This is a genomic window from Streptomyces sp. NPDC055025, assembly GCF_053608565.1.
Genome location: NZ_JBSGVS010000001.1, coordinates 169,436 through 184,552 on the forward strand (window position 1 = coordinate 169,436; position 15,117 = coordinate 184,552).

The window sequence follows — 15,117 nt, forward strand, 5'->3', positions numbered from 1 at the left end:
GACGGATGACAGTCTCACCGCCGTCGTGGCATCTGGGCATCGACATAGGGGGCACAAAGGTCGCCCTGCGCGCCGAGTCAGCGGACGGCCGTACCGAGGAGCACATGTTCTCCTGGCCGCACCACGAAGATGGACCGGACAGCGACCTCGCCCTGCTGTCGGACGGCATCACCACCCTGGCGGCCCGCACAGGAGACGGTTTCCAGGCCGCCGGGGTCGCCGTCCCCGCCACGGTCGGCCCGGACGAGCAGGTCATCTCCTGGCCCAGCCGACCGTCATGGACCGGCCTCGCCCTGGGCCCCGCGCTACGCGCCCTCGTGCCCGGAGCGGCCGTCGCATGGGCTGACGACGGCGACGTGGCCGCCCTCGCCGAGGCCGCGGCGGCCGACTGCGCCGATCTGCTCTACGTCGGCGTCGGTACTGGCATCGGCGGCGGCCTGGTCCTGGGTGGCCGCCTGTGCCCCGGTCCGGGCCGCGGCTCCTTCGAACTGGGCCATCTGGTCGTCGCGTTGGGCGGCCCCGTGTGTGTCTGCGGCCGCCAGGGCTGCCTCCAGGCGATAGCTTCGGGGCCGGCCACTCTGGCACGGGCCGGCGAGCTCCACGGCGAGCCGGTCACCTACGAAGAGCTGCGCGAAGCACTCCGTACCGCCCGCCCGTGGGCTACAGCCGCGATCGACGGCACCTGCCGGGCCCTGGCCACTGCCATCATGGGGGTCACCGAACTGCTCCACCCCAGCCTCGCTGTGATCGGAGGCGGATTTGCGGCAGGCGTCGACAACCTGGTCGACCGCACAGCGAGCCACCTGACATCCCTCTCGCGTCCAGGCCGCCCTGCCCCACCAGTCGCTCCGGCGCGCCTGGGTGGCCTTTCCTCCCTCCAGGGCGCGGTCCTCCTTGCCCGAGCCGCCACCGACGGAGCCGTACCGCTGCTGTAGGTCGCCCTGCTCCCGGCTCCGCGGAGGCACCCGCGGCGTCGCAGCCGTCCACGGAGCCGAACCGACCGAACTCTGCCCCAATGGACCGCCGAGGCACATAGGGGACTAAAGCGATATTAGGAAATGTGTATGAATTCATTAAAGATTCAAGGAGTCTGTGCGTAAAGTGGAGGATACGAGGAAGGCATGCTCATCCACCGCGAAGCTTCGATGGCTCACGGATGAGCAGCAACGCATCTGGCGCTTCTATGTCCACGCGGCCACGCTCCTTGAGGACCGCATGGACCGCCAACTGCAGCGCACTGTGAATATGCCTCATAGCTATTTCAGACTCCTGGTGAGCCTCGCGGAGTCCCCTCACCAGCGGCTGCAGATGACGGAGCTGGCGATGCACGCGAAGATCACCCGACCCCGGCTCTCGCACGCCGTCGCACGTTTGGAGAAGAACGGCCTGGTACGGCGCGAGGAAGCTCCCTCCGGCCAACGCGGCAAGTTCACGGTGCTCACAGAGGAGGGCCTGGAGGCCCTCAGTCGGGCCGCTCCGGGCTATGCGACAGTCGTGCAGCATGCCCTGTTCGACCGGCTCACCCCCCAGCAGCAGGAGTTCCTCGGCGCGATCATGCAGATCGTCACCGATGGACTCCAGACGGACAGAGCGGGTGCCGACCTTCCCTGGCAACGCTAGGCCCTGTCCGGCGGATCTTCGTGGGTCCGGAACGCCTGGCACGGCACGTCGCCGCGTTGTCGGAGTCGCCCGAGTACGTCCGGTCCATCGACGATGACGATCCTCCGCCTCGCGATGTTCCCCCGTAGCCGGAACGGCACGGGAGGTACCCCCTCCACCAGCCGCCCCGGGCTGATCCACGAAGATCGACCGGACAGGGCCCAGTGGCAGTCGGTCAGGTCGTGCCCGGCCGGACCGTGATCGGGTCGGTCGTCGGGTCAGGATCCGGAGGACTCGTCGTACCGGTGGAAGCCGTGGCCCGTCTTGCGGCCCAGTCTGCCCTCTCGGACCATCCGGGTGAGCAAAGGGGGCAGTTCGGGGATCAGGCCGTCGGAGTTCTCCGCCATCGAGCGGGCCACGTCGGTGATCGTGTCGATCCCGATCAGATCGAGCAGCGCGAGCGGACCCATGGGATGTCCGCAGCCCAGCACCATTCCCCGGTCGATGTCGTCGGCGTCGGCGATGCCCTGGTCGTACATCCTGACCGCCGCCATCAGATACGGCACGAGCAGGGCGTTGACCACGAACCCGCTTCGGTCCGCGGCGCGGATCACCTCCTTGCCGAGGGTGTCCCTGGCGAAGGACTCGGCCGACGCGGCGCACTGTTGCGAGGTGCGGTCCGTCACCACCACCTCGACCAGGGGCATCAGCGGTACGGGATTGAAGAAGTGCATTCCCACCACGGACCCGGCTCTACCGGTGGCCTCCGCCAGATCGCCGACCAGCAGGCTGGAGGTCGTCGAGGCCAGGACGGCCGCAGGGTCGGCCAGCACCCTGTCCACCGCCTTGAACACCCGTTGTTTCACATCGAGTCTCTCGGTCACGGCCTCCACGACGAACTGCCGGTCCGCGAGGTTCTCGACGTTGGCGGTGACCCGCAACCGGGCCATGGCCGCGGCCTGTTCCGGCACCGTCATCCGGCCCTTGGCCACCGCGCGGGCGAACGCGGCCGTCAGCCGTCCGACCGTGTCCTCGATCCGGTGCGGGGCGGAGACCAGGACCGTCACCTCCACCCCGGCGCGCAGGCTCACCTCGGCAATGCCGGCGCCCATCGTCCCGCCACCGATCACGCCCAGTCGTTCCACCGTCGTTTTCATCGAGTCCCGCCCTCGGTCACGGTCCAGCGCAGCAGGGCGGCACCGGCCGCCATACCCGCGCCGAAGCCCACCAGGAGCACCAGATCGCCGTCCCGCAGCACGCCGGAACGGTTGGCCGCGTCAAGTGCGACCGGCACCGACGCGGAACCGAGGTTGCCGCTGTGACGCAACGTCAGATGGGTTTCCGCCCGCTCCAGACCACTGACCTCGGCCAGTTCCGCCACCAGCCGGCCATTGGCCTGGTGCGGCACGAAGTGCCGCACATCGGCCGGATCGTGGCCGGAGCGCTTGAGCAGCCCGGTGATGAGGCCGGGGACGTTGTCCAGGACGAAGTCGCGCACCCCCCGGCCTTGCATGCTCAGCAGGTGGCCACCGTCCGCGACCGTCTCGACGGAGGCGGGACGGCGGCTGCCCCCGGCCGGCATGCTGATCAGCTCGTGGGCGTCGGCCCGGCTCATCAACTCAACCTTGAGCAGGCCGCGTTCCGGGTCGCCGGGGGCATGCGGGACGGAGCCGACGACCGCGGCCCCGGCTCCGTCCCCGAACAGAACACTGGTCGCCCGGTTGTTGAAGTCGATGAACCGAGTCCACACGTCGGTGCCGATGACCAGGACCTTCGTCGTCGGGTCCAGCGCCACGTACGCGCGGGCGATGGACAGCGCGGTGACGAACCCGGTGCAGGCGATGTTGATGTCGAAACAGGCGGCCCGGTGGGCGCCGAGCGCCAGTTGCACCAGTGACGCGGTGGAGGGGATCGGGGCGTCACCGGTTGTCGTGGCGACGATGATGAGGTCGATGCCGTCCGCGTCCAGTCCGGCCTGGTCCAAGGCGGCGCGCGCGGCGTGGACGGCGAGGTCGGACGCCGCCTGGTCCGGTGCCGCGTACCGCCGTTCGACGATGGCGGTCCGGTCGGCGATCCACTCGGCGGAGGCACCGGGTACCAGGGCCTCGATCTCCTCGTTGGTCACCACCCGTTCGGGCAGGTAGGAGCCGGTCCCCAGCACGGATGTGACGTACCCCTGTTCCCTTTCCATGGTCACGCCGCCCGCGCGCTGTCGTGCGCGTACGCGCGCATCAGGGTCAGTCGGTCCTCGCCGATCCGGGCGCGCCGCTCGGGGTCGGTCACACCCAGGCCCGGACGGTCGGCCAGGCAGAGCACGCCCACCTTGCCGATGTGCTGGTTGAGCTGCACCAGCCGGGTCGCCTCGCCGGCCCTCTCCAGCGGGAACAGCGAGGTCAGTGCGGGCACCAGCGATCCCTGGTTGAACAGTCGTGCGGTGTCGACCTGTTCCTGGAGGTTCGCCACGTGGCTGCCGATGATGCGCTTGAGCCGCATCCACAGATAGCGGTTGTCGAACCGGTGCTCGTAGCCGGTGCTCGAACCGCAGGTCACCACGGTGCCTCCGCGCCGCGCGAGGAACACCGAGATACCGAAGGTGGATTTGCCCACGTGGTCGAAGACGATATGCGGATCCTCGCCCACGCCGTCACGGATGAGCCGGCCCAGCCGCTTTCCCTGCGCCACCGCGACCGCCGGCTCGTCGTCGGCGTCACCGCCGAAGTCGTACTCCTCACGGTTGATCACCAGGTCACAGCCGAGGGCGCGCGCCACTCGCACCTTCTCCTCGGAGCCGACGACTCCGACAGCGATGCCGCCGCCGTTCTTCACCAACTGAACGGCGTAGGCTCCCAGTCCGCCGGACGCGCCCCAGATCAGGACCACGTCCCCCTGCTTCATCCGTGCGCCGCGGTCGCTGACCAGCATCCGGTACGCGGTTCCGGCACAGGCCGGGACCGAGGCGGCCTCCTCCCAGGTCAGGTGTGCCGGCTTGGGGATCAGCTGGCTGGCCCGCGCGATGGTGTAGTGGGCGAGGCCGCCGTAGTTGGTCTCGAAGCCCCAGGCGAGCTGGTTCTCGCTGAGCATCCCGTCGGCCTGGACGGACGCCTCCTGGTCCTCGACACAGGCCGCGTTGACCAGCACGTGGTCACCGACCCGCCAGCGCCGCACGCCGGAACCGGTGCGGACGATCACTCCGGCGGCGTCCGAGCCGAGGACGTGGAAGGGCTGGTCATGCCGCTTTGCCCAGCCGCCCTGGCGCCCGTAGGCCTGGAGGAAGCCGAAGGTCGACAACGGTTCGAAGGTCGCGGACCAGACGGTGTTGTAGTTGATGGCGCTGGCCATGACGGCTATCAGCACCTCGTCGGGCGCGAGTTCCGGCATCGGCACCGTGCCCACGTGGAGGGTCTCGCGCACGTCGCGGTCGCCTTCGATCCCCTCGAAGGTCTTCTCGTCCTCGATCCGCAGGTGCGCGGCGAGGAACTCCGCCGGTACTTCCGCGGCGGCCAGTTCCTGCGGGCCGGCACCGGCGCGTACTGCATCGGAGAGTGACATCATCGGGCTCCTCGTCAAGCCGTGTGAGGCTGGTGGAACGATCGGTTTTTCTGTGTCGGGCTCGGCCCTCACCCGCGTACAGGACCCATCTGCTGCCATCTGCTGCCGTCCACGGACGTCGAGGGGCGGCGCGCTCATCGCGGGCTCACAGGTACCCGGAGTGCCCCGGGACGTCGACGAGCTCGAACGTGGCGCCGGGGATCGTGTCGGCGAGCTCGCGGCCGTATACGGGCGGGGCGACCAGGTCTTGAGCGAAGGAGACCAAGCGGCACGGCACAGTGATGTCCGCGCCGGCGGCGCGCCGGTCCGGCGTCGGCCTGGTCATCGGACCGCGCCGGTCACGTGCAGCAGGGCTCGGGCCGCCAGGCGGTAGCCGAACGCGCCGAGGCCCACCACGACGCCGGAGGCCAACGGGGCGATGACCGATTCGTGCCGGAACTGCTCCCGCGCCCACACGTTGCTGAGGTGTACCTCGATCCACGGGTGCTCGTAGCTCGCGAGCGCGTCCCGCAGGCTCCAGCCGGCGATCATCAGGGCGCCAGGGTTGACCACGGCGCCGACGCTGTCGGGCCCGTGCTCGTGGACAGCGCTCACCAGATCGCCCTCCGACTCCCGCTGGAGGGACAGGACCTTCCAGCCCTGTCCGCTCACCTCGTCGGCGACCGCCTGCTCGATGTCGGCCAGGGTGTCGGTGCCGTAGATCTTGGGCTCGCGGCGGCCCAGGATGCCGAGGTTGGGACCGTTCAGTAGGAGCATCGTGCTCATGTGTCACCTCGCCGTTCAAAGGTCCGAACCGCATCCGGTCCGTGGTCCGGGGCCCCATGGAGGCGGCTGTCAGGGTGTCCATTCCGAGCATGGTCCCGGCGGTCTCCTCGACGTGGGCCATCGCGTACCGCGGGACGGGCGGCGCCATCAGGGACGTCGCGATGGCAACCAGAACGACGATCGTGTACGTCTCGGTGTTCAGGACGCCGGGACGAAGGCCTGTCATCGCCACGATCACCTCGACGACACCCCGCGAGTTCATGCCGGCGCCGAGGGCCGGCGCCTCCCACCGGTTGAGCCTGCTGAGCCGGGCGCCGATGGGCCGACGAGGACGCCCGCAAGTGGTTCGCCGGTGACCGCGGGCAGACCGAAGCGCGTCCGACGGTCGGCGCGGGGGCGGCGAGGGGCATCTCGGCTTCTCTCCCGGTCAAGGGTCGGATTGGTCTGCGGGCTCGGGGGCCTCTCTTGTGACCTCCGGGGCGAGAAGGAGCGGCGCGGTGTTCGGTGCGTGCTTTCGCCGTGCGCTGCCGAGGTCCTGGAGCGGTGCGTTCGGTGAGTCGGGGGTTCCTCGCATGCACTTGGGGCAGCGGGGAAGCGTGTCAGGTGCCGCGACGTCGCGGAGGTCTTTCAGAACGGCCCCAGCCGCCGGGCCACCAGGCCGATGACCTCGGCCACGTGGTCTACGAGGAAGAAGTGGCCGCCCCGGAAGACCTCCGTTTCACTCGCCCCGGTGGTGTGCTCGGCCCATGCCTCGGCCTCATCAAGGGAGACCCGGGGGTCGCTGTCTCCGGTGAGCACGGTCACCGGGCAGTCGAGGCGTCGGCCGGGCTCGTGCCGGTACCGTTCGATGGCGGTGTAGTCGCTGCGGATGGCCGGCAGGATCATCGCCAGCACCTCCGGGTCGCCGAGCAGCATCTCGTTGGTTCCGCTGAGCTCCCTGAGCGCGGCCACGAATTCGGCGTCGCTCGCCGTATGCACCCGCTCGTCGCGATAGCGGGACGGCGCCCGCCGACCCGACGCGAACAGCCGTACCGGCGCAGGCAGCCCGGCGTCCTGCATGCGCAGCGCCACCTCGTACGCGAGGACAGCGCCCATGCTGTGGCCGAACAGGGCCAGTGGCTTGTCGTCCAGGTGCCGCAGCGCGGCGAAGATCTGGTCCGCGAACTCGGGGATGTTGTCGATCCTCGGTTCGTGGAGCCGGGTCTGCCGACCTGGGTACTGGAGGGCCAGCACCTCCACCGATGGGTGCAGCGCCTTGGACACCGGGAAGAAGAAGCTTGCGGAGCCGCCCGCGTACGGAAGGCACGCAAGCCGCACATTGCTCCGCGGCGCGGGGTGCGAGACACTCACCCATTGCTCGAACTGCGCCGTTGCTTGATGCATGCCGGACGAGCTCCTCGTGGTTGGTGAGGGAATATCGGAAGCCTAGGTTCGCGCAGGTGGAACCGCGTATCCCCAGATCTGATAGTCCCAAGCCCTCGATCGGCCGGAACGCCGGTACGGATGGTTAGTCTTGCGCCGTTCCGATTTCGGCAGTTGTGCCTGCGCCAGCCACCCTGCGATGAGGGGTTTCCCGTGCCCGAGACGTCACCGCACAAGCAGCCCGCCGGCGCGAGCCCCGAGACAGATGTGGACGTGATTGTCGTCGGCAATGGGCCGGTCGGGTCCACTCTCGGGATCCTGCTGGCACAGCGCGGCCGACAGACCATCGTCCTGGAACGGCGCCGACGCCCCTACACCCTGCCCAGGGCGACCAGCTTCGACGGCGAGACGGCACGGCTGCTCGCCGGCTGCGGGACGGGCCCGAGCCTCGGCCGGATCACCGAGCCCGCCACCGGTTACCAGTGGCATTCCGCCGACGGTGAGGTCCTCCTCGACATCGTCTTTCGCACAGAAGGCCCGTACGGGTGGCCTGACGCCAGTACCATGCACCAGCCCGCCCTTGAGGAACTGCTGGCCTCGCGGGCAGCCGGGCTGCCCGGAGTGACTGTGGTACAGGGCCGCCAGGTGGTGGGAATCAAGGAGCAGGACGACCGGGTCGTGGTGACGGCCGAGGACGAGGACGGCGCAGCCCAGAGGTACACCGCCAGATGGGTGGTGGGCTGTGACGGTGCCAACAGCTTCGTCCGGGACCATCTGGATGTGCCGGTCACCGATCTCGGCTTTTCCTACGAGTGGCTGCTGTGCGATGTGCAGCTGCACGAGCCGGGCGAGTTCGTCCCCACCAACGTCCAGATCTGTGACCCTGCCAGGCCTACCACCCTGGTCGGCAGCGGTCCGGGGCATCGGCGCTGGGAGTTCATGCGGCTGCCCGGCGAGCGTGCCGCGGACCTGAACCGGGAGGAGACTGCCTGGCGGCTTCTCGCTCCCTACGGGGTGACCCCCGACACGGCGACGCTGCTGCGCAGCGGCACGTACATCTTCCAGTCCCGCTGGGCCGAGCAGTGGCGGGTCGGGCGGGTACTGCTGGCCGGGGACGCGGCCCATCTGATGCCGCCGTTCGCCGGGCAGGGCATGTGCTCGGGCATCCGCGACGTCGTCAACCTGGTGTGGAAGCTGGACCTGGTCATGGGCGGCCTCGCCCCGGAGTCGCTTCTCGACACCTACACGGAGGAACGCCGCGCGCAGGTACACAAGTCGATTCTGTCCTCGGTCCAGCTGGGCCGGGTGATCTGCGTGACGGACCCCGTGGCCGCGGCCGAGCGCGATTCCACGATCCTGGCGGGCCGCCGCGGCCGCGGTCCGGCGGTCCCGGACCCGGCGTCGCCCCTCACAGAGGGGCTCCTTCACCGGAGAGTGGACGGGTCGCCCATATCCCCGGCGGGCGAGGTGGTCCCCCAGGGCCGGATACGCGGCCTCGGAGGCACCGGCCTTTTCGACGATGTGGTCGGCCGCGGCTTCGTCCTGATGCTGGCAGAGGGCGCGGACGCCGACCTCGACGCGGAGCAGTCGGCATTCCTCACGGATCTGGGCACGCACGTGGTGACGCTGCTGCCCGAGGACGGGACGCCGCAGAACATGTCGGTGGCCGACGTGGGTGGCGTCCACCGCGCTTTCCTGGCTCGCCACGGGGCGGACGCGGTATTGATCCGTCCGGACTACCACGTGTATGGGGCGGCCTCAGGCCTGGGGGCAGCGGCGGCGCTGGTGGACGACCTGCGGGCCCGCCTGGTGCTCCAGCAACACTTCGCTGTTTCCCCTGGTCAGGGGCGGCTTGGGTGAGTGTGGTGGGCTGGTTGCCGGCCCGTGTTCTCTTTCCAGGGCCGCCCGTCGATCGTGTGCAGCCGACGCCGATGGTGGCAGCGGTCCGAGCGGCCTCCCGGCGTGATCGACGAGCGTGCGGTTGAGATCTGGAACGACGAACTCGAGGAACCGTTCCTGCGTACCGGCCACCGCTTCCAGCGTGTCGAGTGGCGTCGCGGAATGCGTGACCACATCCGCGGGCTGCTGGGCCCGGTCGGCCGCACGAACGGCTGGCAGCTGGCCGAATACGCCGGACACCGCACCCCCGACCGCCTTCAGCGGCGTCTCAACGGTGCCCGCTGGGACGCCGACGACCTCCAGCACTACGTAGCCGAACGGCTCGGCGAGCCCGACGGGATCCTCATCCTCGCCGACACCGGTTTCCTCAAGAAGGGCACCACCTCGACTGGCGTGCGGCGGGGGACCGGCGTGGGATGAGGGGGTTTGGGGTGGGTGCTGCCATATCTATCGGGTGTGGTGGTGGAGGCGGTCGAGCGGTGCGCCGACGTGCTCGGCATCAGGGTCCGGTGCGGGGTGCTGCCGGTACGGTGCCCTCGCAACGGGACCGCGTCCGGGCGGGTGCACGGCAGTTATGTGCGGCGGTTGGCCGATGCGCCGATCGGCGGTGTCCCGGTGGTGATCGAGGTGTTGATACGCCGGTTCAAGTGCGGTGCGCCCCGCTGCCCGGCGGTGACGTTCGCTGAGCAGATCACTGGGCTGACCAGCCCACACGCCAGATACCCCCCCCCCGCCACTGAGAGCGCTGCTGACCCTGGTCGCGGAAGTCCTGGCCGGCAGGCCGGGGGCCCGGCCGGCGGTCCGCCGTGGCATGCCGGTGGCCAGGGACACGCTCATCAGACTCCTAAGGGCTGCCGAGGTGGCCGGCCCGGGACCGGTGCGGATCCTGGGAGTCGACGAGTTCACCCTGCTCAAGCGGCACAATTACGCGACGTTGCTGGTGGACCTGGAAGCCCGTCGGCCTGTCGACGTGCTGCCCGGCCGTGAGGCCGAGCCGGTCGCTCGCGGGCTCGCCGACCATCCGGAGGTGGAGACCGTATGCCGTGACCGGGCTTCGGCTTACTCGGAGGCCGCCAGGCGGGCGGCTCCGCAAACGGTTCAGGTCGCGGATGCGTGGCACGTCCGGCACAACCTCGCCCAGGCCGTGGAGAAGTGAGTGACCAGCCACTACTCGTGCCTCCGAGCACGTGAGCCGAACGGCGAAGCAGGTATCGGCGGCGAGGTGATCCCACCGATGCCGGACGGCATGCTCGACTCCCGCAGCCGACCACGCCGCATCGTCGCCACCATGATCCGGCGCCACTGCGCCGTTCAGCAACTCCGTTCGCGGGGAAGGTCGTTACGCGGCACCAGCCGCGATTCGAGCCCGGACTACTACGCCGTCCGCCGCTATGCCCGGACCCCCGACGTTCAGCGACTGCTGGTCAAAGTGACCCAACGTCGCACAAAGCTCGACGACTACAAGACGTATCTCCACGGGCGGTACGGCGAAGGCTGCCGCAACGCCTCCCAGCTCTTCAGTGAGGTCCGTGACCAGGGCTTCAACGGAGACCGAGGTACGCTCAGCGCCTGCATCCGCCAGCTCAAGCTCGGCACCCGTTCCGCCGCCACTGCCGTGGACACCGCCCAAGCCCCGCCGGGCTCTGCGATGGATCATGATCGATCCGGTTCTCCTGCGTCCGGGCGAGCTACAAGGGGCTCAAGGAGATCCGAGCCTCCTGCCCCGAACTGGATGCCACCGTCGGGCGTGTTCGCAAGTCCGAGGTGACGGCCTGCCTCATCTCCACCAGTTCGTCGACGGCCTCGAACGCGACCAGGAAGCTGTCACAGCGGGGCTCTCCAGCCACTGGAGTTCCGGCCAGGTCGAGGGCCGAGTCACCAGAGCCAGGCTCCTCAAGCGCGCTGGCTACGGCCGCGCGAAGCTCGATCTCCTCCGCGTCAGGATCCTCCTGAGAACCTGACCCGATACTGTCGCAGGATCAGCGCCAGACCCCGTTCAGGTGTACGCCGACAGCCGCAGCATCAGCAAGCCCGAGGAGATCGCCTACTACCTCGCCCACGCACCGCTCGGCACGACGATCGAGCACCTGGTGCGCGCGGCCGGGATGCGCTGGGCCATCGAGGAGGCCTTCCAGGCAGCGAAGAACGAATGCGGCCTCGACCAGTACGAAGTCCGCCGCCGCACCGGCTGGATGCGGCACATCACCCTGGCCATGCTGGCGCATGCCTTCCTGGCGTCATGGCCGCCGCCGAGCTCGAAAGGGGGGCCGAAGAAACGATGAACCCGCCCTCGCGCCCCTCACCCTGGCAGAAATCCGGAGACTCCTGGAAGCTCTCCCTCCCAGCCCAGCGCGCCACGGGCATCCCGCCCGCACACTGATCTGGTCCCGCTACAGACGACGCCACCAAGCCACCGCGAAACGCTGCCACTACACCCGTCGCACGACCGGTCACGAACTGCCGTCACCTGATGAGCCGTCAGTCAGTTGCAGTCGAGAAACGGCCGCTGGTCAGGGGTGCCGAGGAGACAGGCCAGCGTCGATCGTCCGGACGAGATCGACCACACCCTCGGGGGCGTCGGTTCCTTCTTCGCCTACCCGAGGCCGCCGAGACGGAGGGCGTCCCGTAGCTCGCTGAACTTCGCGGTTGTCGCCGGGGTCCACTCCTTCGCTTGTCCGCCAAGACGGAGGGCATCCTCAATCTCGCCGAGCTTCGCGGAGGGCAGGACGCCTGCCCGCTCGATCAGGTCATCCCGGGCCACGGTGGTCAGCCACGTGCAAGGGATAAAGCCTGGACGCGTGAACGCGAACCGCAGCACGCCCTCAAAGGGCAGCCCTTCCATGGCGCCAACTCGCACTTCGACGCCCAGATCGCTGATGTCGAAGCCCGCCGGCGCGACGACCTGCATCGCCCGGATCCCGGACGCGTCGTCTACCGACAGCAGTACGAACAGTCGCCGCTCGTCGAACCCCACCCACCAGACCTCGCCACGTTGCACATGTCCTCCTGACACGGGACGGTAGGCGAACCTGCGCGCCCCTGACGCACTGTGGAGACGGGTGCGCCCACCCGATCACGCGGTGGCCGCAGGTCACAGCTTACTCTGCCCTGTCAGCGACGGCCCAATTCCCCGTGTTCTGCGTGATGTTGTCGCCGTAATTCCCGGTCCTGGTGACGGAGGTTCCCCAGGGGGACGTCTGTCGTGGACGGGGATGCCGGTCACGGTGTCGGGTTGAAGATCTTTCCCCGTGTCGGGCGGTTTGTTCGACCGATAGGTCCTTCTTGCGAAGTGGTGGAGATCCCCTGGGGCATACCGGTGCCGGGTTGAGGGTCCGGGCCTACTCGGAGTCGCTGGTGTCCCTTGACCAGTGAGCCGGGAGGTCGACGGACGATCCGGATGGCAAGGAGAACATTCACCGTGACGCACATCGTGGAGATCTACGTCCACTGGTACGCGGGCCGCTCGAAGACGCAGCTGGCGGCGTCGCTGGGGCTGGACCGCAAGACGATCAGGAAGTACCTGGCGCCGGCCGAGGCGGCCGGGATCACGCCGGGCGGCCCGCTGATGAGCGAGCCCGACTGGGCGAAACTGATCAAGAGCTGGTTTCCCGAGCAGGCCAACAGTCGCTTGAACCAACTGACTTGGCCGGAGATCGAAAAGCATCGCGACTACGTGTTGGAACTACTGAACACCTGCACGGTGACCACGATCCACCAGCGGCTGCGCGACGAACGTAAGCTGCAGGCGGCGGCTGGCTTCGTTCCGCCGATGGGTGCACGAGAACCTGCCCGACGAGGCCGGCCCCTCCAAGGTCACCGTTCTGCGGGAGAACGTCGAGCCGGGCTCGGAGGCTCAGATCGACTACGGCTTCCTGGAGCAGTGGATCAACCCCAACACCGGTCGACGGCACGGGATTTGGGCGTTCGTGATGGTGCTGCCCGCCTCCCGGCACATGTTCGTCCGTCCCGTGTCCGGCAAAATGCACAATCAACCCTGAACTGCTGTGGAATGAGGCCGAGTAGGCCTCGCGCCAGGCGTCTTCCAGGGTGGCGCGAGCAAGATCGAGCCGAGGGTCGCCTTCGCACAGCGATACGCCCGGCTGGGCGTCTAACGCGGCCGCGAGCTCATGGACGACGGGCGGAATGAAGGGTAAGGGGCTCCTGGGCCTTGTTCCGGAATTTTGGATGTGGGTTGTGCGGTTTGGGCCGGTGGAACGTGTCGAGGTGGGTCTCGTGTTCGCTGGGCCAGGTCCTGCGGTCCTGGTGCGTCTTGTGTTTGAACGTCGGGTTGAAGGACTTGGCGGGCGCGTTGTCCGTGCTGGAGCCGATCGCGTTCACATGCTGGCGTGCGCCGGCCTGACACCACCCGTCGGGGAAGGCACGGCTGGTGTACTGGGCCCGGTGGCCGGTGTGCATGACTGCCCCGGAGAGGCTGCCGCGGGTCCGTTCGGCGGCGGCCAGGGCGTCGATGACGAGACCGGTGCGCATGTGGTCCGCGATCGCCTGGCCGGTCAGGTGCCGTGAGGCGGGGTCGGTGACGGTAGCCGGATACGAGGACTTCCCGCCGTCCAGCGGGAGAGTGGGTAATGCCGCCGACGTGCTTCGTGTTCGGCTCGCTTGCCGTGAAGCCGCGGCCGGCGAGGTTCGGGGCCTTCGCCGAGGCCGGGTCCGCAACAGTGGTGCGGTGCCTGTGAGGCAGCCGCACGCCTGCTAGGCCGATGCTGCGCATCATCCGTGCGATCCGCTCGTGGTGGGTTCGCCCGCCCTTGTCGTGGAGTTCGGCGGTGATCGAGGGGACACTGTAGGTGCCGTCCGACTCGCGGTGCAGGGCCCGTATCCGGGCGGCGAGGCGGGCGTCGGCCGCCTGCCGGCGGCCCGGTCCGCGGCCGTCCGACGCCAGTAGTAGAAGCTGGAGCGGGCGATGCCCAGGAGGGTGGTGCACAGCCGCTTCACGCCGTAGCGGCGGTGGTGGTCGGCAACGAACTGGAAGCGGTTCACCAGCGCGTCTCCCCGGCGAAATACTTCGCCGCCCTGCGCAGGATCTCGCGTTCCTCCTCCAGCCACCGCCCGCCCGACCGCCTCGACCATCACCGACCCCAAGCTGGAGGCTCTTTACCGCGACCTGGACGCGACGCGCGCCCAGCGCGACTACCTCCTGCTGCTGCTCGCCACCCGCATCATCGGTGGCCGCCCGTGACCACCGCCGTCGCGTTCCCGCACCAGGACGACACCGTCCTGAACTGCACCACCACCGATCCCGAGGTCTTCCACGACGACGCCCAGGCCGACTTGGCCAAGAAGCTGTGCGAGGACTGCCCGCTCGCTCAGGCGTGCCGCAGCCGGGCACGCGCTCACCGGGAGTGGGGAACCTGGGGCGGCGAGACGACCGCCGAGCGTGCCGCCCGGATGGAGTGGCCGCGGCCACCAACGGGAGAACCGCCCCTGCGGCACCCCGACCGCATACCGTCGGCACATCCGCGCCAAGGAGAAGCCGTGCACATCGTGCAAGGCAGCAGAATTATGCCGCCGCACCGGCTTCACACGGCGCCCCCGGCGCCGCATGCGGCGCCGACTGCGGACCACCGCCGGCGTCTGAACCCGGCCCCGACCGCTACGGTGCACCACGACGGACCGACCAACCGGGACGCCGACGATGACCTTCCGCAAGCTCGACCCGCCGATCGGCCCTGACGGACGCCCGGACTATGGTCCGCCCGCCGCCGCCCTGGCCGCTCTGGCCACTTTCACTCTGGCGATCGCGGACATGTACGCCGCATTGGCATCGCGATTCCTCCACGACCACCCCCGCTGGGCGAGCACGGCGATCGCAGCAGCGGCCGTACTGCCGGGCACCGGGATCTTCCTCCTCGTCCGCCACGGCCTCTACCTCTGGCAGAGCTGGGCGGCGGCCGCAGTCGCAGCCACCCTCATGTACGCAATCCC

At 69.1% G+C, this 15,117-nt stretch carries 16 protein-coding genes and 4 pseudogenes; 10 read left to right on the forward strand and 10 right to left on the reverse strand.

Translation table 11 applies throughout. From position 1 onward, the window contains the following. Positions 1-5 precede the first annotated feature (5 nt). Both ACWGDX_RS00615 and ACWGDX_RS00620 read left to right on the forward strand, forming a co-directional pair. On the forward strand, positions 6-935 hold the full coding sequence (locus tag ACWGDX_RS00615) for an ROK family protein (protein WP_453620765.1): 930 nt from the start codon (positions 6-8) through the stop codon (positions 933-935). Between the two features lie 166 nt (positions 936-1,101). Next, positions 1,102-1,620: a MarR family winged helix-turn-helix transcriptional regulator gene (locus ACWGDX_RS00620; RefSeq protein WP_453621012.1), complete on the forward strand. Its 519-nt coding sequence runs from the start codon at positions 1,102-1,104 to the stop codon at positions 1,618-1,620. A gap of 257 nt (positions 1,621-1,877) precedes the next feature. Here ACWGDX_RS00620 and ACWGDX_RS00625 read toward each other — a convergent pair whose 3' ends face one another. From ACWGDX_RS00625 to ACWGDX_RS00650, 6 genes are all read right to left on the reverse strand, one after another. Continuing rightward, on the reverse strand, positions 1,878-2,744 hold the full coding sequence (locus ACWGDX_RS00625; RefSeq protein ID WP_453620767.1) for a 3-hydroxybutyryl-CoA dehydrogenase: 867 nt from the start codon (positions 2,742-2,744) through the stop codon (positions 1,878-1,880). An 8-nt stretch (positions 2,745-2,752) separates the two neighbouring features. Then, positions 2,753-3,790 carry a 3-oxoacyl-ACP synthase III family protein gene (locus tag ACWGDX_RS00630; protein ID WP_453620768.1) on the reverse strand — a complete coding sequence of 346 codons (1,038 nt, stop codon included), beginning with the start codon at positions 3,788-3,790 and terminating at the stop codon, positions 2,753-2,755. Positions 3,791-3,792: 2 nt separating this feature from the next. Further along, positions 3,793-5,151 carry a crotonyl-CoA carboxylase/reductase gene (gene ccrA, locus ACWGDX_RS00635; RefSeq protein ID WP_453620770.1) on the reverse strand — a complete coding sequence of 453 codons (1,359 nt, stop codon included), beginning with the start codon at positions 5,149-5,151 and terminating at the stop codon, positions 3,793-3,795. A 142-nt stretch (positions 5,152-5,293) separates the two neighbouring features. Beyond that, the gene (locus ACWGDX_RS00640) at positions 5,294-5,473 is read right to left on the reverse strand and encodes an alpha/beta fold hydrolase (protein ID WP_453620772.1); all 180 of its coding nucleotides are present in this window, start codon (positions 5,471-5,473) and stop codon (positions 5,294-5,296) included. Continuing rightward, complete coding sequence (locus tag ACWGDX_RS00645) at positions 5,470-5,913, reverse strand: type II 3-dehydroquinate dehydratase (protein WP_453620774.1); 444 nt, start codon at positions 5,911-5,913, stop codon at positions 5,470-5,472. Before ACWGDX_RS00645 ends, ACWGDX_RS00640 begins: the two co-directional genes overlap by 4 nt. A 627-nt stretch (positions 5,914-6,540) precedes the next feature. After that, the gene (locus tag ACWGDX_RS00650) at positions 6,541-7,296 is read right to left on the reverse strand and encodes a thioesterase II family protein (protein WP_453620776.1); all 756 of its coding nucleotides are present in this window, start codon (positions 7,294-7,296) and stop codon (positions 6,541-6,543) included. Positions 7,297-7,488: 192 nt separating this feature from the next. On the opposite strand from ACWGDX_RS00650, the gene mhpA reads away from it, so the two are divergent. The 6 genes and pseudogenes from mhpA to ACWGDX_RS00680 all read left to right on the forward strand — a co-directional run. Further along, complete coding sequence (gene mhpA, locus ACWGDX_RS00655) at positions 7,489-9,135, forward strand: bifunctional 3-(3-hydroxy-phenyl)propionate/3-hydroxycinnamic acid hydroxylase MhpA (protein WP_453620778.1); 1,647 nt, start codon at positions 7,489-7,491, stop codon at positions 9,133-9,135. 126 nt (positions 9,136-9,261) lie between these two features. Further along, positions 9,262-9,576 (forward strand): annotated as a pseudogene (locus ACWGDX_RS00660) (transposase); the annotation flags it as partial. Positions 9,577-9,690: 114 nt separating this feature from the next. Further along, positions 9,691-9,813 (forward strand): annotated as a pseudogene (locus ACWGDX_RS00665) (transposase family protein); the annotation flags it as partial. A 220-nt stretch (positions 9,814-10,033) separates the two neighbouring features. Beyond that, positions 10,034-10,330, forward strand: coding sequence for an ISL3 family transposase (locus ACWGDX_RS00670; RefSeq protein ID WP_453620780.1), 297 nt, complete (start codon positions 10,034-10,036; stop codon positions 10,328-10,330). A gap of 499 nt (positions 10,331-10,829) precedes the next feature. Continuing rightward, a complete protein-coding gene (locus ACWGDX_RS00675) occupies positions 10,830-11,135 on the forward strand; it encodes a transposase (RefSeq protein ID WP_453620782.1) in 306 nt (101 codons plus the stop codon). Positions 11,136-11,189: 54 nt separating this feature from the next. Continuing rightward, a pseudogene (locus tag ACWGDX_RS00680) lies at positions 11,190-11,456 on the forward strand (IS701 family transposase); the annotation flags it as partial. A 311-nt stretch (positions 11,457-11,767) separates the two neighbouring features. On the opposite strand, the gene ACWGDX_RS00685 reads toward ACWGDX_RS00680, so the two are convergent. Continuing rightward, a complete protein-coding gene (locus ACWGDX_RS00685; protein ID WP_453620784.1) occupies positions 11,768-12,172 on the reverse strand; it encodes a type II toxin-antitoxin system PemK/MazF family toxin in 405 nt (134 codons plus the stop codon). 440 nt (positions 12,173-12,612) lie between these two features. Next, the gene (locus ACWGDX_RS00690; protein ID WP_453620786.1) at positions 12,613-12,771 is read right to left on the reverse strand and encodes a hypothetical protein; all 159 of its coding nucleotides are present in this window, start codon (positions 12,769-12,771) and stop codon (positions 12,613-12,615) included. A gap of 176 nt (positions 12,772-12,947) precedes the next feature. On the opposite strand from ACWGDX_RS00690, the gene ACWGDX_RS00695 reads away from it, so the two are divergent. Next, positions 12,948-13,172 (forward strand): hypothetical protein, encoded by a 225-nt coding sequence (locus ACWGDX_RS00695; protein WP_453620788.1) that lies wholly within the window; start codon positions 12,948-12,950, stop codon positions 13,170-13,172. A gap of 127 nt (positions 13,173-13,299) precedes the next feature. Here the strand turns inward: ACWGDX_RS00695 and ACWGDX_RS00700 are convergent, their stop codons facing one another. Both ACWGDX_RS00700 and ACWGDX_RS00705 read right to left on the reverse strand, forming a co-directional pair. Continuing rightward, entirely contained in the window at positions 13,300-13,662 is a 363-nt protein-coding gene (locus tag ACWGDX_RS00700; RefSeq protein WP_453621038.1) for a hypothetical protein, read from the reverse strand. Positions 13,663-13,885: 223 nt separating this feature from the next. Next, a pseudogene (locus ACWGDX_RS00705) lies at positions 13,886-14,116 on the reverse strand (transposase); the annotation flags it as partial. A gap of 251 nt (positions 14,117-14,367) precedes the next feature. Here ACWGDX_RS00705 and ACWGDX_RS00710 point away from each other — a divergent pair. Then, a complete protein-coding gene (locus ACWGDX_RS00710) occupies positions 14,368-14,865 on the forward strand; it encodes a WhiB family transcriptional regulator (RefSeq protein ID WP_453620790.1) in 498 nt (165 codons plus the stop codon). Positions 14,866-15,117: the final 252 nt, after the last annotated feature.